At 34.9% G+C, this 25230-nt stretch carries 26 protein-coding genes; 4 read left to right on the top strand and 22 right to left on the bottom strand.

Annotated features, from left to right (window positions below; genetic code table 11):
• Positions 1-6: 6 nt before the first annotated feature.
• The 6 genes from uppS to H0I41_RS03700 form a co-directional block, all read right to left on the bottom strand.
• Entirely contained in the window at positions 7-726 is a 720-nt protein-coding gene (gene uppS / locus H0I41_RS03725) for an undecaprenyl pyrophosphate synthase (RefSeq protein WP_135014153.1), read from the bottom strand.
• A gap of 18 nt (positions 727-744) precedes the next feature.
• Entirely contained in the window at positions 745-1302 is a 558-nt protein-coding gene (frr, locus tag H0I41_RS03720) for a ribosome recycling factor (RefSeq protein WP_004895267.1), read from the bottom strand.
• Positions 1302-2027 carry a UMP kinase gene (gene pyrH, locus H0I41_RS03715; protein WP_004895268.1) on the bottom strand — a complete coding sequence of 242 codons (726 nt, stop codon included), beginning with the start codon at positions 2025-2027 and terminating at the stop codon, positions 1302-1304. Before pyrH ends, frr begins: the two co-directional genes overlap by 1 nt.
• A gap of 108 nt (positions 2028-2135) precedes the next feature.
• On the bottom strand, positions 2136-3161 hold the full coding sequence (gene tsf / locus H0I41_RS03710) for a translation elongation factor Ts (protein WP_004897121.1): 1026 nt from the start codon (positions 3159-3161) through the stop codon (positions 2136-2138).
• 37 nt (positions 3162-3198) lie between these two features.
• Positions 3199-3984, bottom strand: a complete 786-nt coding sequence (gene rpsB, locus H0I41_RS03705; protein ID WP_004895270.1) for a 30S ribosomal protein S2 — start codon at positions 3982-3984, stop codon at positions 3199-3201.
• A 153-nt stretch (positions 3985-4137) separates the two neighbouring features.
• Positions 4138-5160 carry a GIY-YIG nuclease family protein gene (locus H0I41_RS03700; RefSeq protein WP_004897120.1) on the bottom strand — a complete coding sequence of 341 codons (1023 nt, stop codon included), beginning with the start codon at positions 5158-5160 and terminating at the stop codon, positions 4138-4140.
• Between the two features lie 68 nt (positions 5161-5228).
• On the opposite strand from H0I41_RS03700, the gene H0I41_RS03695 reads away from it, so the two are divergent.
• Positions 5229-5843 carry a lysophospholipid acyltransferase family protein gene (locus H0I41_RS03695; protein WP_004897119.1) on the top strand — a complete coding sequence of 205 codons (615 nt, stop codon included), beginning with the start codon at positions 5229-5231 and terminating at the stop codon, positions 5841-5843.
• Positions 5844-5910: 67 nt separating this feature from the next.
• A complete protein-coding gene (locus H0I41_RS03690) occupies positions 5911-7092 on the top strand; it encodes an SAM-dependent methyltransferase (RefSeq protein WP_004897118.1) in 1182 nt (393 codons plus the stop codon).
• Positions 7093-7135: 43 nt separating this feature from the next.
• On the opposite strand, the gene H0I41_RS03685 is transcribed toward H0I41_RS03690, so the two are convergent.
• The 4 genes from H0I41_RS03685 to H0I41_RS03670 all read right to left on the bottom strand — a co-directional run bounded on the left by H0I41_RS03685 (position 7136) and on the right by H0I41_RS03670 (position 11304).
• Positions 7136-8929: an ABC transporter ATP-binding protein gene (locus H0I41_RS03685; protein ID WP_135014152.1), complete on the bottom strand. Its 1794-nt coding sequence runs from the start codon at positions 8927-8929 to the stop codon at positions 7136-7138.
• A complete protein-coding gene (locus tag H0I41_RS03680; protein WP_094497068.1) occupies positions 8919-10685 on the bottom strand; it encodes an ABC transporter ATP-binding protein in 1767 nt (588 codons plus the stop codon). The genes H0I41_RS03685 and H0I41_RS03680 overlap by 11 nt, the downstream gene beginning before the upstream one ends.
• Positions 10686-10761: 76 nt before the next feature.
• Complete coding sequence (locus H0I41_RS03675) at positions 10762-10983, bottom strand: YneF family protein (protein WP_003649044.1); 222 nt, start codon at positions 10981-10983, stop codon at positions 10762-10764.
• Between the two features lie 72 nt (positions 10984-11055).
• Positions 11056-11304, bottom strand: coding sequence for a DUF896 domain-containing protein (locus tag H0I41_RS03670; protein WP_053107176.1), 249 nt, complete (start codon positions 11302-11304; stop codon positions 11056-11058).
• A gap of 137 nt (positions 11305-11441) precedes the next feature.
• Here H0I41_RS03670 and lexA point away from each other — a divergent pair, with 137 nt between their 5' ends.
• Entirely contained in the window at positions 11442-12065 is a 624-nt protein-coding gene (gene lexA / locus H0I41_RS03665; RefSeq protein WP_011162245.1) for a transcriptional repressor LexA, read from the top strand.
• Between the two features lie 36 nt (positions 12066-12101).
• On the opposite strand, the gene H0I41_RS03660 is transcribed toward lexA, so the two are convergent.
• Together H0I41_RS03660 and H0I41_RS03655 are read right to left on the bottom strand one after the other, a co-directional pair.
• Positions 12102-12740 (bottom strand): uracil-DNA glycosylase, encoded by a 639-nt coding sequence (locus tag H0I41_RS03660; RefSeq protein WP_011162246.1) that lies wholly within the window; start codon positions 12738-12740, stop codon positions 12102-12104.
• Positions 12724-13143, bottom strand: a complete 420-nt coding sequence (locus H0I41_RS03655; RefSeq protein ID WP_011162247.1) for a bis(5'-nucleosyl)-tetraphosphatase — start codon at positions 13141-13143, stop codon at positions 12724-12726. The genes H0I41_RS03660 and H0I41_RS03655 overlap by 17 nt, the downstream gene beginning before the upstream one ends.
• A 195-nt stretch (positions 13144-13338) precedes the next feature.
• Between H0I41_RS03655 and lepB the strand changes: the two genes are divergently transcribed.
• Positions 13339-13980 carry a signal peptidase I gene (gene lepB, locus H0I41_RS03650; RefSeq protein ID WP_011162248.1) on the top strand — a complete coding sequence of 214 codons (642 nt, stop codon included), beginning with the start codon at positions 13339-13341 and terminating at the stop codon, positions 13978-13980.
• Between the two features lie 94 nt (positions 13981-14074).
• Here the strand turns inward: lepB and rplS are convergent, their stop codons facing one another.
• From rplS to rnc, 10 genes are all read right to left on the bottom strand, one after another.
• Positions 14075-14425, bottom strand: a complete 351-nt coding sequence (gene rplS, locus H0I41_RS03645) for a 50S ribosomal protein L19 (RefSeq protein WP_003647502.1) — start codon at positions 14423-14425, stop codon at positions 14075-14077.
• 113 nt (positions 14426-14538) lie between these two features.
• Positions 14539-15261 carry a tRNA (guanosine(37)-N1)-methyltransferase TrmD gene (gene trmD / locus H0I41_RS03640; RefSeq protein WP_135014151.1) on the bottom strand — a complete coding sequence of 241 codons (723 nt, stop codon included), beginning with the start codon at positions 15259-15261 and terminating at the stop codon, positions 14539-14541.
• Positions 15251-15772 (bottom strand): ribosome maturation factor RimM, encoded by a 522-nt coding sequence (gene rimM / locus H0I41_RS03635; protein ID WP_135014150.1) that lies wholly within the window; start codon positions 15770-15772, stop codon positions 15251-15253. Before rimM ends, trmD begins: the two co-directional genes overlap by 11 nt.
• A gap of 68 nt (positions 15773-15840) precedes the next feature.
• Positions 15841-16113, bottom strand: coding sequence for a 30S ribosomal protein S16 (rpsP, locus tag H0I41_RS03630; RefSeq protein WP_003647505.1), 273 nt, complete (start codon positions 16111-16113; stop codon positions 15841-15843).
• An 86-nt stretch (positions 16114-16199) separates the two neighbouring features.
• Positions 16200-17630, bottom strand: coding sequence for a signal recognition particle protein (gene ffh, locus H0I41_RS03625; protein ID WP_011162249.1), 1431 nt, complete (start codon positions 17628-17630; stop codon positions 16200-16202).
• Position 17631: 1 nt separating this feature from the next.
• A complete protein-coding gene (ylxM, locus tag H0I41_RS03620) occupies positions 17632-17973 on the bottom strand; it encodes a YlxM family DNA-binding protein (protein ID WP_004895302.1) in 342 nt (113 codons plus the stop codon).
• A gap of 144 nt (positions 17974-18117) precedes the next feature.
• Positions 18118-19542, bottom strand: a complete 1425-nt coding sequence (locus tag H0I41_RS03615) for a C69 family dipeptidase (RefSeq protein WP_011162250.1) — start codon at positions 19540-19542, stop codon at positions 18118-18120.
• 39 nt (positions 19543-19581) lie between these two features.
• Positions 19582-20901 carry a signal recognition particle-docking protein FtsY gene (gene ftsY, locus H0I41_RS03610; protein WP_135014149.1) on the bottom strand — a complete coding sequence of 440 codons (1320 nt, stop codon included), beginning with the start codon at positions 20899-20901 and terminating at the stop codon, positions 19582-19584.
• A gap of 2 nt (positions 20902-20903) precedes the next feature.
• Positions 20904-24464, bottom strand: a complete 3561-nt coding sequence (gene smc / locus H0I41_RS03605) for a chromosome segregation protein SMC (RefSeq protein ID WP_182094589.1) — start codon at positions 24462-24464, stop codon at positions 20904-20906.
• Between the two features lie 14 nt (positions 24465-24478).
• Positions 24479-25159: a ribonuclease III gene (rnc, locus tag H0I41_RS03600; RefSeq protein ID WP_135014147.1), complete on the bottom strand. Its 681-nt coding sequence runs from the start codon at positions 25157-25159 to the stop codon at positions 24479-24481.
• Positions 25160-25230: the final 71 nt, after the last annotated feature.

The raw sequence follows: 25230 nt of genomic DNA, 5'->3' as shown, positions 1-25230 counted from the left end.
TTAAAATTATACTTTTCCAAAACGACGATTACGTCCTTGATAATCTTTAACTAATTCTTCTAAATCAGTTTTATCAAAATCTGGCCATAATTTATCTGAAAAACTAAATTCAGTATAGGCCATTTGCCACAATAAGAAATTTGATAAACGTTCTTCTCCAGATGTTCTAATTAATAAATCAGGATCTTCATATGGAGCTAAAGAATGAGTCAGCAAATGATCTGAGACCATTTTTTCACTAATATCATCAATATCAATTTCCCCGACTTTTACCTTACGAGCAATTTCTTGTACTCCAGCCGTTATTTCTCTACGCGATCCATAGTTAAAGGCAAAATTCAATACCATTCCTGTATTATTAGCTGTTTCTGCCATGGCTTTTTGGGTTACTAAATATGTCTTCTCAGGTAATTCGTCTACAAATCCCATGATATTAACCCGAACGTTATTTTCCATTAGTTCCGGCATAAACTTATCAAAAAAGTCAATTGGTAAACGCATCAAATAGTTTACTTCGTCAGTCGGACGAGCCCAATTTTCAGTTGAAAAAGCATAAAGTGTTAAAACTTTTATTCCTAATTTATTGGCGGCAAGAGCAATATTTCGAATATTATCCATACCATGACGATGTCCGACAAAACGTGGTAAATGTCTTTTTTTTGCCCATCTACCATTTCCATCCATAATTATGGCTAAATGATTAAGTGATTTTTTTGATTCTGACATATCTTATCAAGTCCTAAACTAACCCTGAGTAATTTCTTGACTCTTTTGATCTGCTAATTTATCAATTTCTTTAGTAGCATCGTCAGTTACTTTTTGAACTTGTTTTTCTAAACTACGTTGTTCATCTTCAGTAATATCGCCATCTTTTTCTTGACGCTTCAAAGTATCCATTGCATCTCGACGAACATTGCGGACAGCAATCTTACCTTTTTCAGCAAGCTTGCCTACTTGCTTAGCAATTTCTTGACGACGTTCACCAGTTAATTGCGGAATAACAATTCTAATTACAGTACCATCATTAGCTGGAGTAATTCCAAGATCAGAAGCTAAGATAGCATGTTCAATGTCATCTAAAGTTGATTTATCATAAGGCGTTACCATTAAAACACGAGCTTCAGGAATACTTACACTAGACATTTGTGTAAGTGGAGTTGGAACACCGTAGTAGTTAACCTTAATTCCATCCAATAAGCTTGCATTTGCCACGCCGGCACGAATACCACCTAATTCCTTTTGGAATACAGCGATAGACTTTTTCATATTATCTTTTGCTTTTTCAATTACTTCATTAGCCATTATTTATCACCTTTGATTACAGTACCAATATTTTCACCCATAACAACTTTCTTGATGTTACCAGGCTTATTTACATTAAAGACAACTAGTGGAATATTATTATCCATAGACAATGAACTAGCTGTACTATCCATTACTTTTAAGTTCTTTGAAATCAAATCAAGTTGAGTTAATTCAGAGTATTTCTTAGCATTTGGATCAACTTTAGGATCAGCTGAGTAAACGCCGTCAACTCCATTTTTAGCCATCAAAATTACATCTGCATTAATTTCAGCTGCTCTTAAAGCTGCAGTAGTATCGGTTGAGAAGTAAGGATTACCGGTACCACCACCAAAAATAACAACACGGCCCTTTTCTAAATGACGAACGGCTTTACGACGAATATAAGGTTCTGCAATTTGACGCATTTCAATTGATGTTTGTACTCGTGTTGGAACGCCCAAGTTTTCTAATCCATCTTGTAATGCTAGACCATTCATAATTGTTGCTAACATTCCCATGTAGTCTGCCTGAGCTCTTTCCATACCCAGATTTGCACCAGTTTCACCACGCCACATGTTTCCACCGCCACACACAATGCCGATTTCAACACCCATATCGTGAACAGACTTAATTTCTTCAGCTAGATGCTTAATAACCTCTGGGTTAATACCAGTACCTTTTTCACCAGCAAGGGCCTCACCAGAAACTTTTAAAATAATACGTTTATACTTAACTTGACTCATAAATTACCTCCTCATTGCTTTTATCATTTTACCATAAAATCACTGCAATATATTATACCGAAAAAAAGGAGCAACGCCTAAGCGTTACTCCCATTTTTAAGTAAATAATTACTTCATTTGTTCACGTACCTCGGCAGCAAAGTCTTCTTGCTTCTTTTCAATACCTTCGCCAACTTCGTAACGTTGGAAAGCAACTAACTTAGCTCCCTTTTCCTTCAAGAATTCGCCAACAGTCTTGCTGTCGTCCATAATGTAGTTTTGTGATAAAACTGCAAATTGCTTATCAACTTGAGTATTATCATCAATAAAGCGTTGCATCTTACCAGGAATAATCTTATCCCAAATCTTTTCAGGCTTACCTTCTTCTTTAAGTTCAGCCTTAATGTCTTCTTTAGCTTTAGCTAAAACATCATCGCTTAATTGTTTTTCTGAACCATAAACAAGGTGTGGTAATGGCTTCTTGTTTACCAAAGCACGACTTTCGTTATCTTGATCAATCTTGTGGTTCATAACAGCTAATTGATCAGTGATGAATTCATCATCTAATTCATCAGGTGAGATAACTTTAGGACTCATAGCAGCAATGTGCATAGCTAAATGCTTAGCAGTAGCTGCATCAGCACCTTCTAAAACAGTGATAACACCAATTTGGCCACCATTGTGTTGGTATGCACCAAATTCTTGGTCATCAGTTTTTTCTTCTAAAGCGAAACGACGTAAGACGATCTTTTCACCAATAGTAGCAGTTGCATCTACGAATGACTGACCCAAAGTAGTACCATCAGCCATCTTTAATTCTTCAGCTGCTTCCATGTCAGCAGGTTTACCTTCAGCAATAGTTTTAGTAGCTTCATTAACTAATTTAACAAACTTATCATTTGAAGAAACGAAGTCAGTTTCTGAGTTAACTTCAGTAATAGCTGCAACATTACCATCAACGTAAACGCCAGTTAAACCTTCAGCTGCAACACGGTCAGCTTTCTTAGCAGCCTTTGCCATACCTTTATCACGAAGGTATTGAACTGCCTTATCCATGTCACCGTCAACTTCTACTAATGCTTTCTTGGCATCCATAACACCAGCACCAGTACGTTCACGTAATTCTTTAACTAATTGAGCAGTAATTTTTGCCATTAATATGTCCTCCTACAGAACTAACAGTAAAAACAAATTAGTCTTCTGATTTTTCAACAACTACTTCGATGGATTCTTCTTCATCGTCTTCAGCTGCTGCTTTATCAGCCATTTCTTTTTCAACATCTTCGCTGTCATCTTGGCCTTGCTTACCTTCGATAATTGCATCAGCCATAGCACCTGAAATCAAACGAATTGCACGAATTGCGTCATCGTTTGCTGGAATAACAACGTCGATTGGATCTGGATCAGTGTTAGTATCAACCATAGCTACTACAGGGATACCTAAAATGTTTGCTTCGTGAACAGCGATCTTTTCTTTCTTAGGATCAACAACAAACATAACATCTGGGATTCTTGGCATATCTTCAATACCACCTAAGAATCTTTCAAGTTTTTCCATTTCCTTAGTCAAAAGTGCAACTTCCTTCTTTGGTAATACGTCGAAAGTGCCATCTTCTGACATTTGCTTTAATTCCTTTAATCTCTTAACACGGCTTTGGATAGTAGTCCAGTTAGTCAAAGTACCACCTAACCAACGTTGGTTAACGTAGTATTGACCTGCACGTGTAGCTTCTTCTTTAACAGCGTCTTGTGCTTGTTTCTTAGTACCAACAAACAAGAATACGCCACCGTCTTGAGCAACTGCCTTAACGTAGTTGTAAGCGTCATCTAACATCTTAATAGTCTTTTGTAAGTCAATGATGTAGATTCCGTTTCTTTGAGTGAAAATGTAAGGAGCCATCTTTGGATCCCATCTTCTAGTTTGGTGACCAAAGTGGACACCTGCTTCAAGCAATTGCTTCATAGTAACAACTGTCATAAAAAATTCCTCCTGGTTAATTCCTCTCAAGAGGTCGTATTAAATTCTGACCAATAAATGGCACCTAGGAATTTAATCGCTCTTGATGTGATATAAATTTAATATGCGAAACGCATACTTGAACATTGTAACTAATTAATTTTATAAATGCAATTAAAATTTTACATTATGTTCTTTTAAAAACTCTTCTTTCCATTTTCTTGAATGGTGTTTGAACCAATATTCTCTCTTTAAGGCCAGTTTTTTATCATCAAATTCTTCATGATAAATCATTTTTACTGGTCGACGTGTTTTTGTGTATTTAGCTCCTTTTCCTTCATTGTGCATCTTTAATCGATGAGCTAAGTCATTTGTAAAACCACCATAGAAACTTCCATCATTACACAATAAGCAGTAAAAATAATATTTTTCTTTTTTAGGCCCTTCTTCCTTATTTTCAGTGATAACTTTTTTTATTTCAGGTGTAAACGATCCATCTTGATTATGAACAACAATTGCATCCCTCAAAACTAGACCATCACTCGCAGTATTTCTAATTGCTTCTACCACAACTAAATTAGCATCTGCCTCTCTCTTAGAGACAAATGGTTGCACCCACTTTACACTCAGTTGATTTTCTAAACAATAGTGCATAATTTCACCCAAACGCTCAGGCCGATGAACCATAAACATTTTGCCTTTCATCTTCAGCAGATCACTTGATACTTTAATTATTTGCTCAAGGTTAATTGCTAGTTCATGTCTTGCTAAGGCCTTTTTTTCATCTGGATTAACAATATGACCTTTAGGAACTTTGAAATAAGGAGGATTAACAACAACTACATCATACTTATCTTTACCTAATTTTTTCGGGGCATCTAATGCATTCAGACAATGGACTTCTATCCGATTTTCTAATTTATTCAATTTAATACTTCGTCTTGCCTGATCAGCTATTTCTTTTTGAATCTCCACCGCATCATAATGTGCCCGGTTAAAATAGGACATGTAGATACTAGCAGCCCCATTACCACTACATAAATCAACAACTTTATAATTATCATGTATTTTATTTTGCGCAAAATATCCAAGAAGAAGCGTATCTAAAGAAAAAGAAAACGCATCTTTTTCTTGGATGATTTGTAGGTCATCATTGTACATATAATCAATTCGTTCATTAGGTTTCAATAGATCCATTTTCTATACCCTTCTAAAAATTCTTTGCTGTATTGTATAATACTATAGATAAAATTGGAGGAAAGATTATGTTTTATAAAATTATTCGCCCAATCGCCCGATTTATTGTCTGGGTACTTAATGGACATTTACATGTTCATCATAAAGACCGTATACCAAAAGGTAACTATATTTTAGTAGCCCCTCATCGAACTTGGTGGGAACCAATTCTTTTTGCCTTGGCTGCAAGTCCAATGGAATTTATGTTTATGGCAAAAAAAGAACTTTTTAAAAATCCTATTTTGAGATTTATTTTAGTGCATGCACATGCTTTTTCAGTAGATCGCGATAATCCTGGTCCTTCTGCAATTAAAATTCCTGTTAAAGGATTACGCAAAGGTGATCTATCGTTGATTATTTTTCCTTCCGGAACCCGTCATTCTGAAGAACTTAAAAGTGGCGCATTTGTTATTGCCAAAATGGCTAATAAGCCTTTAGTGCCAGTTGTTTATCAAGGACCGTTGACCTTTAAAGGCTTCCTAAAAAGAAAATCCTTAGACATTTGTTTTGGTGATCCAATCTATATTCCACGCCGCGAAAAGATTAATAAAGAAACTACACCTGCTCTATACCAGCAATTGGAAGAAGCTTGGGACAAGCTAGATAAAGAACAAAATCCTGACTTTCACTATATCGCAAAATAATTTTTTTATTATTCAAGATTTTTAGTGTTAAAATGACATAGTCTAGTGTAGAAAAGGAGAATCGATAATGTTAGAAAAACCTTTGTATAAAATGATGCTTAGTCATTCATTTAATGTCCCTGTAAAAGTTACGTACTGGGATGGAAAATCAGAAATTTATGGAAATGGCACACCGGAAGTGGAGGTTATTTTTAACAAAAAGATTCCTTTTAAAGAAATAACAAGTAACGCCTCTTTAGCTTTAGGTGAAGCTTATATGGATAAGGACCTTGAAATTAAGGGTAGTATCCAAAAATTAATTGAAGCAGCATATGAAAGTAGTGAATCATTTATGCGTGCTTCAAAATTTAGAAAATTTTTACCTAAGCAAAAGCATACTGAGAAGCAAAGTCAAGAAGATGTTCAAAGTCACTATGATATCGGTAACGATTTTTATAAACTATGGCTTGATCCAACTATGACTTACTCATGTGCTTACTTCACTAATGGTAATAAAGATGATCTTGAAGCTGCTCAAATTGCTAAAGTTCATCATATTCTTCAAAAATTAGATCCTAAACCAGGTAAGACTTTATTAGATATTGGGTGTGGGTGGGGAACCTTAATGCTAACTGCAGCTAAAGAATATGGACTTAAAGTTACCGGAGTCACTTTAAGCCAAGAACAATTTGATTTAGTCAACCAAAAAATCAAGGACATGGGTCTTGAAAATCAAGCCGAAGTTTTACTTGAAGATTACCGTGAATTAGGTAATCGTGATTTTGATTATGTTACTTCTGTAGGTATGTTTGAGCACGTTGGTTCAGAAAACCTAGGAGAATACTTCAAAGACGTTGCTAAATACCTAAAGCCACACGGTGTTGCTTTAATTCATGGTATTACTCGTCAACAAGGCGGGGCTACCAATGCCTGGATTAACAAATATATCTTCCCAGGTGGCTACATCCCTGGCCTAGTAGAAATTGTCTCAAGAATTGAAGAAGCTAACTTACAAATTGCTGACATGGAAATGCTTCGTCGCCACTATCAAAGAACTCTTGAAATTTGGGATAAAAACTTTAATGACCACCGTTTAGAGGTTGAAGGAATGATGGGCGAACGCTTTGTAAGAATGTGGGATATGTATCTTCAAGCTTGTGCAGCTTCCTTTGAATCAGGAAACATTGATGTTATTCAATACCTATTAACAAAGGGCCCATCTGGTAAAACCTTACCAATGACTCGTCAATACATGCTGAATGATAAATAAAATATAATTCAAATAAAAGCTCGGTCTTAAACGACCGAGCTTTTTATTTATCGCTATTTTGTTGAAGCTTATAAAGATTGTAGTAATACCCTTTCTTCTTCAATAGTTCCTCATGTGTACCACGTTCAACAATTCTTCCTTTATCCAAAACAATAATCTGGTCCGCATCTGCAATTGTTGAAAGACGGTGCGCAATTGCCAAAGTCGTTCTTCCTTGACGAAGCTTCTTTAATCCCTCTTGAATTAAATTTTCGGTTTCTGTATCGACATTAGCCGTTGCTTCATCTAGAACTAAAATTTTAGGATCAGTTACTAAGGTTCGTGCAAATGAAATTAATTGTCGTTGTCCTTGACTAAGTTCTGATCCACCTTCAATCACTTTTGCATGATATTTACCAGGCATCTTTTCAATAAATGAATCTGCTTGTACGGTTTTAGCAGCATCTTTAATTTGTTGATCTGTAATTTTGTCATTATACAAGCGAATATTTGAAGAAATGTCCCCATAGAACATAAAGGGTTCTTGTAAAACTAATCCTAGTTTTTTACGTAATTCTTTCTTTGGAAACTTCCTAATATCAATGCCATCAATAAGTACTTCCCCACTACCAAATTCATAAAATCTCATCATTACATTGATAATTGAACTCTTTCCTGATCCAGTATGACCAACAATTCCTAAAGTTTCACCCGGATTAACTACAAAAGATACATCATGTAAGATTTCATTCTTTCCATCATAAGAAAAGCTGACATTTTTAAATTCAATCTTTCCTTTTGAAATAACTGCTCTTTCATCATTTTCTTGTCGCGGTTCGTATTCTTTTTCATCCATAATTCTAAAAATACGTTTACCTGCCACAATCCCATCCTGAAAAGAAGTCATTCGATCCATCATAGTAGAAATAGGATTAAAAAATTGTTGTACATATTGAGAAAAAGCATATACAATTCCGGCAGGAACAAAAGTCTCTTGCAATGGAAAACCAAAATACATTAACACTAATGCAAGAGCCAATGAATAAAGCAAACTAGTCATTGGCGAGAGCAAAAGCGAGTTAACTCGGATCAAGTTAAAACGTGTTCTCATTAAAGTACCATTCTCATTTTCAAAATGGTTTGTCATTCTTTTTTCCTGCTTAAATTGCTGAATTAGAGAAACTCCTTCAATAGATTCATTTAAGTTAGTATTAATTCGACTAAGCCGTTCCCTAAAAGCACGATACAATCTAGAACTCTTTTGTGTATAAATCCAGAAAATAAAACCTAAAATTGGTAAAAACAGCAAGACAATTAACGCCGCAAATTTATTGGTTACATACATCGCTATAAAAGCAGTTACTAAAGAAAATACTCCAATGACTACTTGACAAAGTACTCCTAAAAAGTCGCTTAGAGTCATCGTATCATTAGTGACTCTTGATACAATTGAACCTGCTGGGGTCTGGTCAAAATAGCGCATCCCTAAACTATGAAGTTTTCGATATAAATCTTTTCTTACACTTTCAAGTGTTTTTTCAGCGCCAAGTGCATATAAATATTGATATACAAATTGAAGAATTGCCTTAATAATTGTTCCAAGTCCATATAATAGTCCAGCCCAAACTATAATCTGTACCGTTGCTTTTTGTTTGATCAAATAATTATCTAAGAAAAACTGTAGTCCCCTTGGTAAAAGCATATTAATTACACTTACTAAGAAAGCTCCAAAAATTGCAATTCCCATTTCCACTTTAAAAGGCTTTACGTACTTTAAAACTCTTTTAAATATTTGAACTTGTTCTTTAAATGGGATGGCCTTAGACCAAACTGATTTGCTTTCTTCATTATTGTCCATCTACTTCACCCACCTTTGCTTGTAGTTCTTGTTTACGCCACATTTCAGCATACCAACCATTTTGAGCTAAAAGGTCAGCATGTTTTCCTCTTTCAACAATCTTCCCCTCTTTTAGAACTAAGATGAGATCTGCATCCATTACGGAAGTCAAACGATGGGCCGCAATCAAGGTCTTTTTTCCTTTTCTTTCCGATTTAAGTGAATCCAAAATAGAGGTCTCTGTCTTTGCATCCACCGCTGAAAGAGCGTCATCTAATATCAAAATAGGACTTTCTTTTAACAAGGCTCGTGCAATTGACAATCTTTGTTTTTGTCCCCCAGACAAAGATACTCCATTCTCACCTACCAATGTTTTATACCCATTTGGCATTTGCAAAATGTCATCGTGTAAATCACTCTTTTGAGCTGCAGATTCAATTTTATCCTTCTCCACATTTTCATCAGAAAAAGCAATATTTTTTTCAATGGAGGTAGAAAACAAGAAATTATTTTGTGGAACATACGAAATTTCACTTAAAAGTAATTTTAAAGGAGTATTTCTAATATCATGACCACCTAAGCTTATTCTTCCTTGGTATTGATCAAACTCTCTTAATAAAAGCTCAATAATAGTGGTCTTTCCGGATCCAACTTTTCCCACTAAACCTAATGTTTGTCCTGGTTTTAATGTAAAATTAATATTTTGCAAAACTGGTATTTCTTTTTCATCAGGATAGGCAAAGGATTTAATTTCATATTTTAAATCACCTTGAATATCTCGAGCTGTTAAGCTCTGATCAGCGTTTTCATCAGTAATTTGAGGTTTCTCATATAATAGACGTTCAACACGATCATAGGAGGCTGATCCACGCTCTAAAATATTAAATAAATAACCAATTGCAAACATCGGCCATACCATATTAGAAATATAAGCAATAAAGGAAACCAATTGACCAACTGATAAAGTATGATTTGATACCAGTAACCCACCATAGATAATCGTAATTACATAAGTTGCTCCAATAATTAATGTCCCTAATGGATCAAACATTGAATCCCATTTAAAAACTTTCTTATTGATTTGAATGGTATCATCTACCATCTTATTAAAGGCAGCTGAATCCTGCTCACTTTCGCCAAAGGCTTTTAATACTTTAATTCCGGAAACTGATTCTTGAGTTTTATTATTTAAACGTGAAAATGCAGCTTGTGATTTGTCAAAACTATAATGAAGCTTATCTCCTAACTTCCAAGCACCTAAAGCAAGAAAAGGAAGTGGTAAAAGGGCAATAATAGTTAACCTAAAATCGGTAAAAATAATCATCGCAATCATTGTAGTTCCACCAGTAACCAAAGAGTCAACTAAAGTCAAAACTCCATCTCCAGCTACATTTTGAATGGAATTGATATCATTAGTCGCATGCGCCATTAAATCCCCGGTGCGGTGCCTTTGATAAAAGGTTTTATCCATTATCATAAAATGCTTGAATAAGCGGGATCGCATTTGTCTTTCTAACTCTGCTGCTCCACCCCAAATTTGCTTACGCCAGAAATAACGCAATAAATATAAGACTATGGCTGCAGCAATGACAGCTAAAATCAAAGCACCATACTCACCCCAGCTAATTGACCCTTTATCTAGCTGGTCAGCCATCAGCCCTAAAATTCTAGGTGGGACTAAATTAGCAATTGAAGTTAAAGCTAAAAAACTAATACCAATAATATATCTTTTCTTCTCTTGCTTAAAAAACCACCCTAATTTGCTAAAAATATTCATTTTTCACCCCACCATATACAAAAAGACAGAGGAATACGATCCTCTGTCTACTACCAAATATTAGTAAAGTAAGCTACTATTTTTGTTGTTGATGCTTCATCATATTCATAACTTGATTAAGCTTCTTAGCAGATGGTTTTTGTCCCATTTGCGCCATCATAGCTGCAATCATATCTTCACTAATAGGAGGATTGTCTTGGAAATACTTCTTCATGTATGCGCGAGCACCATAAAATCCGCCAACAAGACCGATTAATAATGCGATAATAATAAGAAAAATTGCTAAACCTAAATTCATTTCCCAAAAACCTCCAAAAATTAATGTACTTTTTCAGCATACCAAAAAAATAGTATTTTTTAAAGTAAAATATTAATCTTTTCTTAATCCTTTACGACGTTGTGCCTCTTTAGCTTTTTCTGAGGTTACTTCTTTACCATCTTTGTCAATGACTACAGTATCCTCTAATTGTTGTCTAAATCCAGCACGGAAGTTTTCTAGAAAAGCAGCTCTTAATTTTTTACGTTCCTCTAACTCATCAGGAGTTAATTCACGTTCTCTACTAATTTTAGTTAATTCATTGATTCGCTTAATTAAATTTTCTTCTTCTTTTTTGTCCATAATAAACACCTCACTAAACAATGTTAGTTTACCTTAATTATACCAATAAAAAAAGACTCAACTACTAAGAACGCCTGTTTGCCGAGATAATATTTTTTTGTTAGAATACTAATAAGTAAGTAAATGGAGAAAAAATTATGACTGAACCACATGCAAATAAACAATTAGAAATTTTACGTTTTATTTACGATACTGTTGAAGAACGAGCTTTTCCTCCTACAGTGCGAGAAATCTGTAGCGCAGTGGATCTTTCTTCTACTTCAACCGTTCACGGTCACCTAGCACGCCTAGAAAAGAAAGGCTATATTTTAAAAGATGCCACTAAACCAAGAGCAATCGAAGTAACTGAAAAAGGTCGAGAAGCTCTGGGAATTAAACCTAAAGATATTCCTGTTGTTGGCGTAGTTACTGCTGGTCAACCTATCTTAGCTGTTCAGGACATCGATGAGTATTTTCCTCTTCCTCCTGATCTCGAAAATGATGCTGGCGAGCTTTTCATGTTACGTGTGCATGGCGAATCAATGATTAATGCTGGAATTTTAAATGGTGATCATGTCATTGTTCGTAAACAATCTAGTGCTAATAATGGTGAGATTGTTGTCGCTATGACTGAAGATAACGAAGCAACTGTTAAAAGATTTTTCAAAGAAGATGGCTATTATCGTCTGCAGCCAGAAAACGATACAATGGATCCAATTATTTTACCTGTGGTTCAAATTTTAGGTAAAGTTGTAGGTCTATATCGTAATAATATTGATTAAAAAATGGTAGGAAATGTCATTCCTACCATTTTTTTGCTATTTAATTAGCGGTTTTACATTTAACCAGTCTTGCGCAATTACTTCGGCTAATTTTCTATTATAAAAAACAGCTGCGGGATGGTATTGCGGTACAACGATATACTTTTCTTTAGACCAAATATAACCATCTTTTTTATCATTTAATTCTAAAATTGGAGTATTTTCAATAATTTTTCCATGCACATTACTAATTTCATATTTATCATCTAGCAATCTTGTTAGAGCCGTAGTACCCACTGTTACAATGATTTTAGGTTTAACACACTTAATTTCATAATCTAAAAATGGTGCATGTGCCAAAATTTCCTTTTTAGTCGGTTTTCGATTAGGATATTTGATTACTTCTTTATTTTCTTTTTTACTAAATGTGTGCTTAATACTATAAGGACGGCTTCTGACAGCACTAGTTATATATACATCGTCTCGTTTAAGCCCGATTGAGGCTAAAGATTTCATTAATTCTTTTCCAGACGCACCGTGAAACGGGATTAGCGACTCTATCTCTTCTCTTCCTGGCGCTTCTCCTACAATCATAAGCTTGGGATGAACTGGACCAGCACCAAAATTAATTCCTTCCAATTTCATCCCCTTTGATCTTTCCTTAACTTCAGCTAAGAGTTTATCTGGATATTTCATTTTCAATATATTCCTGTGCCTTCTTCAATAATTCTTTCAATTCTTCATAATTTAAACAGGAATTAGCTTCTGCTAAAGTTGCCCATTTATAATCTCCAATTTCACTTTTTTGTAGTTCTATTTTTTGACCCGGGTTAAATCTACTCAAAAACAATGTTACAGTTTTTAATCGATCCCGGGCAATTTTATAAGTAATACTTTCCTCAAAATCAAAATCATAATCTGGTTTTAGTCCCACTTCTTCATAGACTTCTCTTTGAGCAGCCTGTACATTATTTTCATCCTTTTCTAGATGCCCTTTCGGAAAGCCCCAAGTTCGGTTAAGTCTACTTTGGACAAGTAAAAATTCTATTTTATTATTTTTAATACGATAAACAATACTACCAGCTGAATATTCCTGCATCTTTTTTACTCCCTTCTTATGATTGTTCTTGTTGTTTTCATTATAAGCTAAATTAAAATTTTCGACCCCTTCAAGACCTTTATCTTGTATTTAATTATATAAATTAAAATTATTTTTCATCTTTTTTGTTTAATCGACAAAATGTTAATTTAGGGTTACACTTTATGTTGAAGTAGATTAAATAAGGTGAAAAAATTGAAAAAACAAGAACAATCTGAAAGCTGGGGTCAGTGGATTCTCCAGGTACTAATTCTAACCGCCATATTTTTTGGTATCTTCTTTGTACTAAATAAATATGTTTTTGCCAACTTAACTGTATCTGGAATTTCAATGCAACCTACTTTTGAAAATAACGATCGTGTTATTGCTCTTAGGCATGCCAAGATTAAGGAAGGCGACATTGTAATTGTTGATGCGCCTGACGAACCAGGAGCCGTATATATTAAGAGAGTAATCGGATTACCGGGAGATACCATTGTAAGTAAAAATAATCAAATTTATATTAATGGTAAAAAACTTAATCAACCATGGTTAAAGGCTGGCCAAAAATTAATTGACAATGGAGAGGACGGAATCTCAGGTACTAAATATACTAATACACAAAATTTCACTCTGAGTTCTCTAGCTAAAACTCAAAATTATCGTCAATTTTATACTTCAAAGCAACTAAAAGAAATGCAAAAGACTAATAAAGTTCCTGCTAATACTTATTTTGTAATGGGAGATCATAGAAGCGTTTCTAAAGACAGTCGCTATATTGGAACAATTCCACGAAGTAAAATTGTGGGAGTAGTAAAGCTGCGCTACTGGCCACTAAATCACATCACATTTTATTAATCAAAAAGAGTTTCTTTTTTGAAACTCTTTTTTTGTAGATAAAAAAAAGCCATCTCTTTCGAGATGGCTTTTAATACTGTCTTGATTAATTGAATTAACCGCGACGCTTTTCAGCAATTCTAGCTGCTTTACCGTGACGTTCACGTAAGTAGTAAAGCTTAGCACGACGTACACGACCGTGACGAAGAACTTCAACCTTAGCAACACGTGGGTCATTTACTGGGAAAGTACGTTCAACACCAATACCTGATGACATCTTGCGTACAGTGTAAGTTGCGCTGATACCAGCACCCTTACGCTTAATTACAACACCTTCGAACATCTGAATACGTTCGTGAGTACCTTCTACAACACGTACGTGAACACGAACAGTGTCACCTGCACGGAAGTCAGGCATATCATCGCGTAATTGTTCTTTAGTTAATTCTTGAATTAATGGATCCATTATTTTCTCTCCTTCTACGGCATTCATCAACACCTTGTGCCAGCGGAATACCCATAAATCAGTGGCTTATGCCACAACGACTAGTTTACCAAATAGAAAAATGCTTGTAAATACTAATTCTCTTTTTCACTTTTAATTTCTTCAAGCATTCTCTTTTCTTCATCTGTTAACTCACGGTCAGCTAACATATCGGGACGGTAGAGATATGTTGCTCGTAAGGCTTCCTTATGGCGCCATTCAGCAATTTTTTGGTGATTGCCCGATGTTAATACTTCAGGGACTTTCCGACCTTCAAAATCAGCAGGACGCGTATATTGCGGATATTCTAAAAGACCGTGTGAAAAACTTTCTTCTACTGGAGAAGCAGAATTTCCTAAAATTCCCGGTAAGAGACGAACAGTAGCATCAATCATACTCATTGTTGGTAATTCTCCACCAGTAAGGACGTAATCGCCAATTGATACTGTTTCATCAGCCAAATCATAGATTCTCTGATCAAAACCTTCATAGTGGCCACAAATAAAAGTTAAATTTTCTTCTTTTGACCAATCTTGGGCCATTTTTTCATTGAAAGTTTTTCCCTGTGGAGCAGTAATAATTACTTTTCCTTTATTAGTTAAAGAATCTAGAGCTTTTTTTATTGGCATAATTTGAAGTACCATCCCAGCTCCACCCCCATAAGGAGTATCATCGACATGATGATGTACGTCGCTAGTAAAGTCACGGAAATTAACTAAGTTTAATTCCCATTTTTTGTCTTCTAGACCTCTCCCCAACATTGATACCTGCAAAGGAGTAAACATATCTGGAAAAAGGGTTAAAACATTAATTTTCATCTCGTAATCCTTCAAGCAAAGTTACTTCTATTCTTTTATTGGCTAGATCAACTTTTTTAACTACTGATTCAATATTTGGAATCCAAAAACTCTTTCCTTTTTCTGGCTTTATCTCCCAAATATCATTAGCACCAGGAGTTTCAATGTTTTCTAATACTCCTAGCTTTTCTCCAGTCCCAGCATCATAGACCGGGCAATTTAAGATGTCTTTAAAGTAGTAGCTACCTTCAGGTAATTCTTGTTGATCTGTTTCTGCTACATATAATTCTTTACTGCAAATTTTTTCAGCTTGCTCAATATCATCAATCTTTTCAAATTTAACTAAATAAAATTGTTTATGGCGTCGAGTATTTTCTACAATTAATTCTTCATACTGTTTATTATTCTTAATAAACAATCTACTTCCTGTAGCTAATCTTTCCTCTGGAAAATCAGTTGTTGCATTTACCTTAACTTCTCCCTTTAATCCATGAGGAGACAATATCTTTCCAACTTCAAAATATTCAGTCATAGAACTTATTCTTTCTAAATAAAAAAGTTTGGGAAGAGCTTTCCCAAACTTCTAATTGCAATAGTAAATTACTTACCGTACTTTGCGTCGTGGTATCTAGTCATCAAACCAGCTTTTGAAAGTAAGCTTCTTACAGTATCTGATGGTTGAGCACCTTTTTCAAGCCATTCAAAAATCTTGTCTTCTTCAAGCTTAACTTCATCAGGGTTAGTAAGTGGGTTGTAGTAACCAACTTCTTCGATGAAACGGCCATCACGTGGCATACGTGAATCAGCAACTACAATACGGTAAAAAGGTTTTCTCTTTGAGCCCATACGGCGCATACGAATCTTAACAGACATTAATTAATTCCTCCTAAATTTCTTGACTTAAATAATATAGCATATAGAAAAATATGTGTAAAGGGGTTTTCCTTAACAGTTGAAAATTATTTTGAACGATAACGCTTAATATTCTTCATCCGTTTCTTCTTATTTTTCTTAAAGCGCTTATTCATTGATCTCATCGCCATCTTGCCCATTGGTGAATTCATTCCTGGTAAGTTAGCCAATTCACCCATATCACCTTTGGTCATCTTTTGCATCATTTCTTTTGATTGCTTAAATTGTTTAATCATTCGGTTAACTTCAGCGATCGATCTACCGGAACCAGCAGCAATTCTACGTCTTCTTGACGGATTAAGAATATCAGGATTTTCACGCTCTTCTGGGGTCATTGAATAAACAATAGCCTTAATGTGATCGATTTGTTTTTCCGGAATCTGAATATTTTTAAGAGCAGGATTATTACCCAATCCAGGGATCATTTTAATGATTTGATCTAGAGGACCCATTTTTTGAACTTGCTCCATTTGATCAATAAAATCATTAAAATCAAAAGTATTTTCCCGCATCTTTTCAGCCATCTTTTCGGCTTCTTTAGCATCGTAATCTTGCTGAGCCTTCTCAATTAAGGTCAACATATCACCCATACCTAGGATACGTGAAGCCATTCGATCAGGATGGAAAGTAGAAAGATCCGTTAATTTTTCACCTTGACCGGTAAAGATAATTGGAAGACCAGTGACAGCACGAATAGAAAGTGCGGCACCACCACGAGTATCCCCATCAAGCTTAGTCAAAACAATTCCAGTCAGATCTAAGTCATTATTAAATCCTTCTGCTACTTGTGTAGCTGCTTGACCTGTCATTGCATCAACAACTAATAAAGTATTATCAGGATGAGCAACTTCAGTTACACGCTTCAATTCATCCATCAATTGCTCATCAATTTCAAGACGCCCAGCCGTATCAATCAAGACATAGTCATTTTTATTTTTATCAGCTTCTTCAAGACCATGCTTTACAATTTCTGCTACATCTTGGTTATCTTCACTATAAACCGGTACGTCTAATTGTTGACCAATTTGCTTTAACTGCTCAATAGCAGCTGGACGGTAAATATCACCTGCAATTAACAATGGACGAGCTTTTTCGTTCTTCATTAAGTAATTTGCAAGTTTACCAACAGTAGTAGTTTTACCAGTACCCTGTAAACCGACCATCATAATGATTGTTGGAATATGTGGAGATTTATTAAGAGAAACAGCCTCTTCTCCCATCATTTTCGTTAACTCGTCATCAACAATTTTGATGATTTGTTGTCCTGGATTTAAGCTATCTTGGACTTCTTTACCTAAAGCTTCCTTTTTTATTTTTTTAATAAAGTCTTTTACAACCTTAAAGTTAACGTCCGCTTCTAATAAAGCCAATCGAATTTCACGACTAGCGTCATTAATATCCGCTTCTGAGATCTTACCTTTACCAGTTAAATTTTTTAATGCTTTTTGAAGTCTTTCACTTAAATTTTCAAAAGCCATACTATTCTACTCCCATTTGTCTTAATAATTTCAAAAGTTCAATCTGAGCTCGATTAATTTTGCCATGTTCAAGGGCATATACTGCCTCAGTAATTTTTTCTTCTATTTGAGTATAATCACGTTTCATATGAAGTTTATCTTCATATTTTTCTAAAGCACGGCTGCTTCGTTTCAAATTATCATAAACAGCTTGTCGAGAGACATGGTGATTATCCGCAATTTCTCCTAAAGAAAGATCATTGTAATAATAATCCTCAAAATACTCTTGTTGTCCTTTTGTTAATAATGGACCGTAGTAGGCAAATAAGTCGCCTAATCTTTCATTTTTTTCAAGTTCATCCATTTGTCTCACCTTGAAACAGTATAGCAAAAAAAATGTATTTCTAAAATAATAGCTATGTAGTTTTAAGACACTTTTAGTTTAATTAATTTTCAAAAAAGAAGGTTAGGCAACTTTTCCTAACCTTCTTGTATACGAATCTTTTAATTAAAGATTTGGATCCATTTTAAATGTTAACTTAGACATCTTAATTGCATCAGTAAACATTTGACCCATTAATTCTTCACTATCTTTCTTAGTATGAGCAACAGTCTTTTGGTTTTCACGAGTCAAGTAGTCGGTTAATTCCTCACCGTTTAAATCTTTAGCATTTTCAATAATTTCTTCAACTCTACCGCGGTAGTATCTATTCAACTCTTCAAGATATTTAGTATCAAGTTGAACAAATTGAGGATAATGGCTTTCAACTAAAGCAGCCAAAGATTTGTAGTACCACCATGCATCATCTTTATTATAGGTCATTGACGTATTGTTAAATGATGGATCAGTTTCGTTCATATTAGCAAAGAATGGGATATATGGGGTAAATGTTGGTCCACCAATACATAACCACATAATACCAGCCATTTCTTCAGGAACATCACTTCTAATTTGCAAAATATGTGAGTTTTGAGTTCTATTTAAACCAATTGGACGATAACGATGCTTCTCTTCCTCAGTTCCATGACCAAACGGATCAAATGGAGTATCTTGATAATGAGAACCAAGTGCAAATTCAATATCTTCCTTAGCCAATTTCTTAGAAGCTTTTCTAATGAAAGGAATATCTGGGTCTTCAGGATCCTGTTCAATTTCTGGGTTGAAAAGTTTTTGGATATACCATTGACGACTAGTGTTGTAGTGACGATCTTGTTCAGTATAAGTTCCAAAAATGTGGCGGAAATTCCAACCTTCATGGTCAGGATTCAAGTGGTGTTCTTCAACGAATTCTTGAATTCCTTCACTCCACATAAAGTTATCTGGATCATCAAAGTTAACTTGTTGAATAGCAACACGGTTACCAGTTGCTGCATAACAATCATCGGGAATACGTTGAGCAACCCAGTGGTGTCCCGTGACAATTTCCATATACCATACTTCATCTTTGTCACCAAACAAAACTGAGTTTCCAGCAGGTGAACCATACTTTTTAATTAAGGAACCAAGACGTTTTACACCATCTCTTGCGGAATCAATATATGGCAAAACTACAGTCTGCATACAATCTTCATCTAAACCATCTTTAACTAATGGATCAAATGCTAACGTTCTTTCGTTACCATAAGTTGATTCAGTACATGACATAGCAACATTCTTTTGGTTGATACCGCTTTCGTCATAATAACCTAACTTTTTATAGTCAACATTTGGAACTGCTGGAACTCTTTGAGCATCTTCAGGAAGCTCCATTTCAAACTTATTAAGCCAAGATTTAATTTTACGTCCCTTTTCACCATGAACAGCTGGCTCAATAATAAACTTTTGTGGCGTAATTGCACCTGCAGTATCGTCATTACGTGAAATCATTACTGATCCATCAATTGATGCTTTTTTTCCAACTAAAATAGTCGTACATGCACTTAAATGCTTCATTATTTACTCCTTATATATTACTTGTAACTTTGCCTATTATTAGATTAATCCTTGGAAGAGCCCGATTGCAAATTTTTCTGCATCAAAGTTTGCTAAATCATCAACTTTTTCTCCCAGCCCAACTAATTTAACTGGCAAATCCATTTCATTTCTAATTGCTAATACTACTCCACCTTTAGATGAGCCATCAAGCTTAGTTAAAACTAAACCTGTAAGTTTAGTAGTTTTATCAAAGTCTTTTGCTTGTAGTAATGCATTTTGACCTGTTGAGCCATCAAGGACTAAAAGAACCTCATTTGGTTGATCTGGCAAGATTTTCTTTATTGTTCGCTTAATTTTATCAAGCTCGCTCATTAAATTGACCTTATTTTGAAGACGACCTGCTGTATCAACTAATAAGAAATCGATTCCTCTCTCTTTAGCTTTTTTAACACCATTATAAACTACAGAAGCCGGATCAGCTTTTTCAGGACCAGTGATTACTTCAACGCCATCACGTCGACCCCATTCTACCAATTGCTCTACAGCACCGGCTCTAAAAGTATCGGCAGCTACCATCATGACAGACTTGCCCGAGTCTTTAATTCGCTTAGCTAATTTACCAATTGTTGTTGTTTTTCCAGCTCCATTAACACCAACAAAAAGATAAACATTAGGCTTTGCAGAAGGATCATCGGCTAATTTAGAATCTTCACCTTCCCCGCCTTTATCATAAATATCGACTAATTTTTCAACTATTACTTGCTTTAAGGCATCGTGGCTTTTTGCATTTTGGAGTTTGGCTTCATCCCTTAAAGAATCAGTTAATTCTTCAGCAGTTTCAAAACCGACGTCAGATTCAATTAATAAATCTTCAAGATCATCAAAAAAGTTTTCATCAACTGTTCTAAATTTAGCAAAAAATGCATTTAGGCGTGCCCCAAAAGAATGATTGGTTTTTTCTAACCCTTTGTCATATCTTTCCTGTTCATCTTCTGTAGTTACTTCTTCAGCGCTCTCTTCAGAAGATTCAGTTTCTTCGGGCTTTTCTTCTTCTTTTTCTAAATTAGATGATTCTTGATCTTCTTGAAGATCTTCAGCTTCTTGAACTTCATCCTGTTTTTCTTCAAAAGCAGTTCCGGCATCACTCCAGCCTGGAGTCTCCTTAACTTCTTCAGTTTCTTCTTCAGTTTCATCTTCAGAAGATTCTGACTTAGGTTCTACAACCTCTTCATTTTTTTGAATATCTTCAGCTTCATTGGTTTGTGCAGGCTCTTGAAGTTCTTCATTTGGATTTTCAGTTAGTTCTTTTTTACTTTCTTCTTGTTCTTCATCTTTATGACCAAAGAGCGATTTCTTGATTTTATCAAATAATCCCACTACTAATTCACTTCTTTCTTAATTTCATTTAACGATACAGATAACACTTTTGAAATACCTGATTCTTGCATTACGATTCCATACAAATTATCTGCTTTCTGCATAGTTCCACGACGGTGTGTAATAACAATAAATTGAGTTTTCATATCATAATGATTCAAAAACTGAGCAAAACGATCAACGTTTGTTTCATCTAAAGCTGCTTCTACCTCGTCTAGAATACATAATGGTACTGGGTTAACTTGAAGCATTGCAAACAATAAAGTAATTGCAGTTAATGCCCTTTCCCCACCAGAAAGAAGCGTTAACTTCTGGAACTTCTTACCAGGTGGCTGCGCAATAATTTCAATTCCAGTTTCAAGTAAGTTCTTTGGATCAGTTAACTCTAATCTAGCATGACCACCATCAAACATAATTGGAAAAATCTTTGCAAAGCTTCTTTCTATCTGGTGGAAGGTTGCACTAAACCTACTCTTTACCTCATCATCTAGTTTAGACATTGATTCTTCAATATCTTTTCTAGCCTTTAGCAAGTCATTCTGTTGTCCATTTAAGAAATCATAACGCGTTTTAACATCTTCATACTCTTCAATAGAGTTCAAGTTAACCTCACCAATATCTGCTAAAGACATTTTATGTAGATGAACTTCACGTTCCAATTTCTTACGCAAATCTGTTGTATTTTGTCCCTCAGATAATTGCAAAGCTGCTTCAAAAGTTAAGGAATATTCTTCACTTAAAATACCAAGTTTTTGATTAATTTGGGACTTAAGTTCTCCTAGCCTTGCAGAATACTCTTCTTGCTCCGCAGCAGTATTTTTACGCAAATTATAATTTCTTGTAGCAACTTGATCAAGATTATTTATTTGAGCATCAAATTTACCTAAATCTTTATTTATTTCAGCTAAAGCCTCTTGCATTTGTTTTTTCTGCTTACTTAGCTTAGCAACTTGCTCTTCAATTTCTGACTCACTTTGTCCATTTTGAGACAATGACAAAGCTTTAATTTTTTCCTCAATATCCTTAAGTCTGGAATTGGTATTTTCAAGCTGTTCTTCCAATTCAGATTTCTTAGTAGTAATATTTTCCAATTTATTCTTTACTACGGCCAAGTCGGAATTTAAGTTACTTAATTCTGCCTGTAATTTTTGATAAGCTTCATCAAAATCGGTCAAGTCAGTCTTTAATTGATCCATTTTTGCTCGTTGTGTTTGAGCAACTTCTTCAAGTTCTTTCTTTTTAGCCTGCTCTTTTTCAAGACGACTAGTAAGTTCTGCTTCTTCTTGCTTCTTCTCAAGTTGGGCCTTTTGCTGTAAATCATTTAACTGAGTCAGCCTTTGAACCTCTTTTTCTTCATTTTCATACTTAATAGCTTGCTCACTGATTTTTTGATTTAGGGCAGTTAAATCAGTATTTTTAGCTTCTAGCTCAGTTTGTAACTCGGTTAATTTTTTATCTAGTTCGTTTAGGGCTGTTTGTAGTTTAGTAAATTCTACCTTCCCCGTCTTAATTTGTAATGTTAATTTATCAATCTCAGCATTTGTTGCCAGAGGAGAATTATTTCTTGTATTTCTAGTCCCACCAGTCATACTTCCTCCAGGACTAATAATATCTCCATCTAGTGTCACAATTCGATAATATCTTCCAATTCTGCGTTGAACACGTAAAGCCGTATCAATATTATCTACCACTAAAACATTCCCTAAAAGGTAAGAAATAGCATTAGAAATATCAGTCGCAGTTTTTGAGGTTACTAAGTCTGCCGCTACACCTTTAAATCCTTCAATACTTTGTAAGGAGTTTAAAGTGGAGGCAGCAATCTCATTATGACGTAATCCATCTAGAGGTAAAAAGGTAGCCCTACCTGTACGAGTTTGCTTCAACAAATTAATGGCATCCCTAGCACTACTTTGGTCAATAGTAACTAAGTCTTGAACGCCACCACCTAAAGCTGTTGACAAAGCGGCTTCTAATTCAGCTGGAAAAGAAATTAACTCCCCAATAACCCCTACAATTCCATGAAAATCACTTTGATGGTTTAAAACATATTTAACCCCATAATAGTATCCTTCATGTCTATTTCTAATTTTCTTTAGGCCTTTTACTTGTGCAGAAAGTTGTTGTAAATCATTTTTAACCTTTAAGTAAGCTTGTTCACTTTGATCCTTAAGCTTACTCTCCTCAGCAATTTTTCTATCAAGAGTCGCAATAGTTTCATTTAGTTGTTTTCTCTTTAAAACAAGGTCTTGCCCTTGTTTTTTTAACTGAGTAAGAACTTTTTGAGCTTCATCTAATTGTTCTTCAACTTCTTGCTGGCGATTATCATTTGATTTTTTACTGCGAGTTAATTCATTTTTCAAATAAACAATCTCGTTATTATTACTCGTTTGATCCTGCAAAGTTTGAATATAATCAGATCGAACTTGTTCTAATTGATTATTCAATTGTTCAGGACCTTGCTTAAGTTCCTGTTTCAAATTCTTTTGCTTTTCTACGAAATCAGCAAGGACTTGATTTTGACTGTTTAGATCTTTTTCATTAGCTGCAAGCTGATCTAACAAACGTTTTCTTCGCTCTTTTAGCTCTTCAGATTGTGCATTATATTCCTTTTGAGTAGCGACATCATATTCTCGAGATTGTTGATGCATTTGAAGATCAGTAGTCAGAGCGGCAATTTTTTGTGTTAAAGATAATAATTCTTGCTGCTTTTCATCTTTTTCAGCATGGCGCTCATTTGATTGCTTACGTTTCTCTTCTAAATCAGCTTGGGATTGCTTAACTTCGTCATCAAGCTTATTTAAAATCCCTTGATTTGCTGCCGCCTTCTTAGCGACCGCCTTCTTCTCTTCATTTAAACTTTCAATCTCCAAGCCCAAAAGTTGTTTTAATTTATGGTCAAGCTGTTCTTTCTGAAATTTATATTCTTTTGCTAAAGAACTCTGTTCATGTAAAGGCTCGATTCTACCTTCCAATTCTTTAACCAAATCATTAATTCTAATTAGATTGGCATTAGTTTTGTCTAACTGCTTAAGTGCAATTTCTTTTTGCTGCTTAAAATGAAGGACGCCGGCAGCCTCTTCAAAAATTCCTCGACGCTGTTGTGGCTTAGAATTAAGAATTTCATCGACCTTCCCCTGAGAAATTATTCCCAAGCTATCAGATGACATCCCTGATTCAATAAACAGTGTCCTAACATCTTTCAATCTTACTGGATGATGATTTAAAAGATAATCACTTTCGCCGTTACGCAAAATTTTTCTAGTTACAACCACTTCATCATTATCAGAAGCAAGTTGGTGATCACGATTATCAAAAACCAACTCAACCTCAGCATGATTCATTGGAGCTCTCATTTGACTACCAGCGAAAATAACATCTTTCATATTTTCACCACGTAAAGACTTGGCAGATCCTTCACCCATTACCCACCGAATTGCTTCAGTAATGTTACTTTTTCCACTACCATTTGGACCAACGATGCCGGTAATACCATTATTAAATCTAATTGTCGTCTTATCAGCGAAAGACTTAAAACCATTTAAAACTAATTGTTGTAGTGGCACAGACTCACCTTTTCTTATTTATTTTTATCTAATGCAGCTTGAGCTGCTTGCTGCTCAGCGGCTTTTTTATTACGTCCTTGTCCCTCTGAAACTTTTTCACCATTTACAAGTAGCTGAACTTTAAAAGATGGCTTTGATTCATCTTCAGATATTACTTGATATTCAATCTTAACTGGTCCATTTACCTGCAAACGTTCCTGAAGTTCAGTTTTATAATCACGTGAGGCATTAAAATCTCCTTCAGCAATTAATGGATACACTGTTAAATGTAAAAAGTGCTGTACAGCTGGCATTCCTTGATCTAAGAAAAGTGCACCATTAAAAGCTTCAAACACATCTTCAAGAAGTGTCTTACGTTTTCTAGCGCCAGCTTTTTCTTCTCCTTTACCCAAATTAATTTCTTCTGGGAATCCACATTCAATTGCAAATTCAGAAAATCCTTCTGTTCTAACAATGTTAGATCGCATTCTTGTTAATTCCCCTTCATTTAATCTAGGAAAATGACGATACAGATAATCAGATACCGCCAATTCAAGAACAGCATCGCCAAGAAACTCTAATTTCTCATAGTCCTTTCTCCCGGGATGCTCATTAGCATAAGAAGAATGTGTGAAGGCATCTTCAAGCAATTTTTCGTTATTAAATTTTATTCCGTATTTTTTCTTTAAATTTTGTTTAAAAGCTACTGAAATCATAGTTGCTTCCTTTCTTTAACCCTTTAATTATACCTATTTTAACCTATTAAAAAAAGATAAAGAAAAAGTGT

Source organism: Lactobacillus johnsonii (assembly GCF_014058685.1).
Lineage (GTDB): Bacteria > Bacillota > Bacilli > Lactobacillales > Lactobacillaceae > Lactobacillus.
The sequence above is the reverse complement of the archived record's forward strand: the minus strand, read 5'-3'. Positions and strand labels throughout refer to the sequence as shown.

Excerpts from the sequence above, each read along its gene's own strand:
- H0I41_RS03700 (WP_004897120.1), bottom strand. The coding sequence starts at position 5,160 with ATGGATCTATTGAAACCTAATGAACGAATTGATTATATGTACAATGAT.
- rplS (WP_003647502.1), bottom strand. The coding sequence starts at position 14,425 with ATGGATCCATTAATTCAAGAATTAACTAAAGAACAATTACGCGATGAT.
- H0I41_RS03615 (WP_011162250.1), bottom strand. The coding sequence starts at position 19,542 with ATGAAGCATTTAAGTGCATGTACGACTATTTTAGTTGGAAAAAAAGCA.
- frr (WP_004895267.1), bottom strand. The coding sequence starts at position 1,302 with ATGGCTAATGAAGTAATTGAAAAAGCAAAAGATAATATGAAAAAGTCT.
- H0I41_RS03685 (WP_135014152.1), bottom strand. The coding sequence starts at position 8,929 with ATGGACAATAATGAAGAAAGCAAATCAGTTTGGTCTAAGGCCATCCCA.
- H0I41_RS03655 (WP_011162247.1), bottom strand. The coding sequence starts at position 13,143 with ATGCAGGAATATTCAGCTGGTAGTATTGTTTATCGTATTAAAAATAAT.
- pyrH (WP_004895268.1), bottom strand. The coding sequence starts at position 2,027 with ATGAGTCAAGTTAAGTATAAACGTATTATTTTAAAAGTTTCTGGTGAG.
- tsf (WP_004897121.1), bottom strand. The coding sequence starts at position 3,161 with ATGGCAAAAATTACTGCTCAATTAGTTAAAGAATTACGTGAACGTACT.
- H0I41_RS03690 (WP_004897118.1), top strand. The coding sequence starts at position 5,911 with ATGTTAGAAAAACCTTTGTATAAAATGATGCTTAGTCATTCATTTAAT.
- H0I41_RS03680 (WP_094497068.1), bottom strand. The coding sequence starts at position 10,685 with ATGAATATTTTTAGCAAATTAGGGTGGTTTTTTAAGCAAGAGAAGAAA.
- H0I41_RS03675 (WP_003649044.1), bottom strand. The coding sequence starts at position 10,983 with ATGAATTTAGGTTTAGCAATTTTTCTTATTATTATCGCATTATTAATC.
- rnc (WP_135014147.1), bottom strand. The coding sequence starts at position 25,159 with ATGATTTCAGTAGCTTTTAAACAAAATTTAAAGAAAAAATACGGAATA.
- rpsB (WP_004895270.1), bottom strand. The coding sequence starts at position 3,984 with ATGACAGTTGTTACTATGAAGCAATTGCTTGAAGCAGGTGTCCACTTT.
- uppS (WP_135014153.1), bottom strand. The coding sequence starts at position 726 with ATGTCAGAATCAAAAAAATCACTTAATCATTTAGCCATAATTATGGAT.
- rpsP (WP_003647505.1), bottom strand. The coding sequence starts at position 16,113 with ATGTCTGTTAAGATTCGTATGCGCCGTATGGGCTCAAAGAGAAAACCT.
- H0I41_RS03660 (WP_011162246.1), bottom strand. The coding sequence starts at position 12,740 with ATGAAATATCCAGATAAACTCTTAGCTGAAGTTAAGGAAAGATCAAAG.
- trmD (WP_135014151.1), bottom strand. The coding sequence starts at position 15,261 with ATGAAAATTAATGTTTTAACCCTTTTTCCAGATATGTTTACTCCTTTG.
- ylxM (WP_004895302.1), bottom strand. The coding sequence starts at position 17,973 with ATGGATGAACTTGAAAAAAATGAAAGATTAGGCGACTTATTTGCCTAC.
- H0I41_RS03695 (WP_004897119.1), top strand. The coding sequence starts at position 5,229 with ATGTTTTATAAAATTATTCGCCCAATCGCCCGATTTATTGTCTGGGTA.
- lexA (WP_011162245.1), top strand. The coding sequence starts at position 11,442 with ATGACTGAACCACATGCAAATAAACAATTAGAAATTTTACGTTTTATT.
- ffh (WP_011162249.1), bottom strand. The coding sequence starts at position 17,630 with ATGGCTTTTGAAAATTTAAGTGAAAGACTTCAAAAAGCATTAAAAAAT.
- rimM (WP_135014150.1), bottom strand. The coding sequence starts at position 15,772 with ATGACTGAATATTTTGAAGTTGGAAAGATATTGTCTCCTCATGGATTA.
- H0I41_RS03670 (WP_053107176.1), bottom strand. The coding sequence starts at position 11,304 with ATGGACAAAAAAGAAGAAGAAAATTTAATTAAGCGAATCAATGAATTA.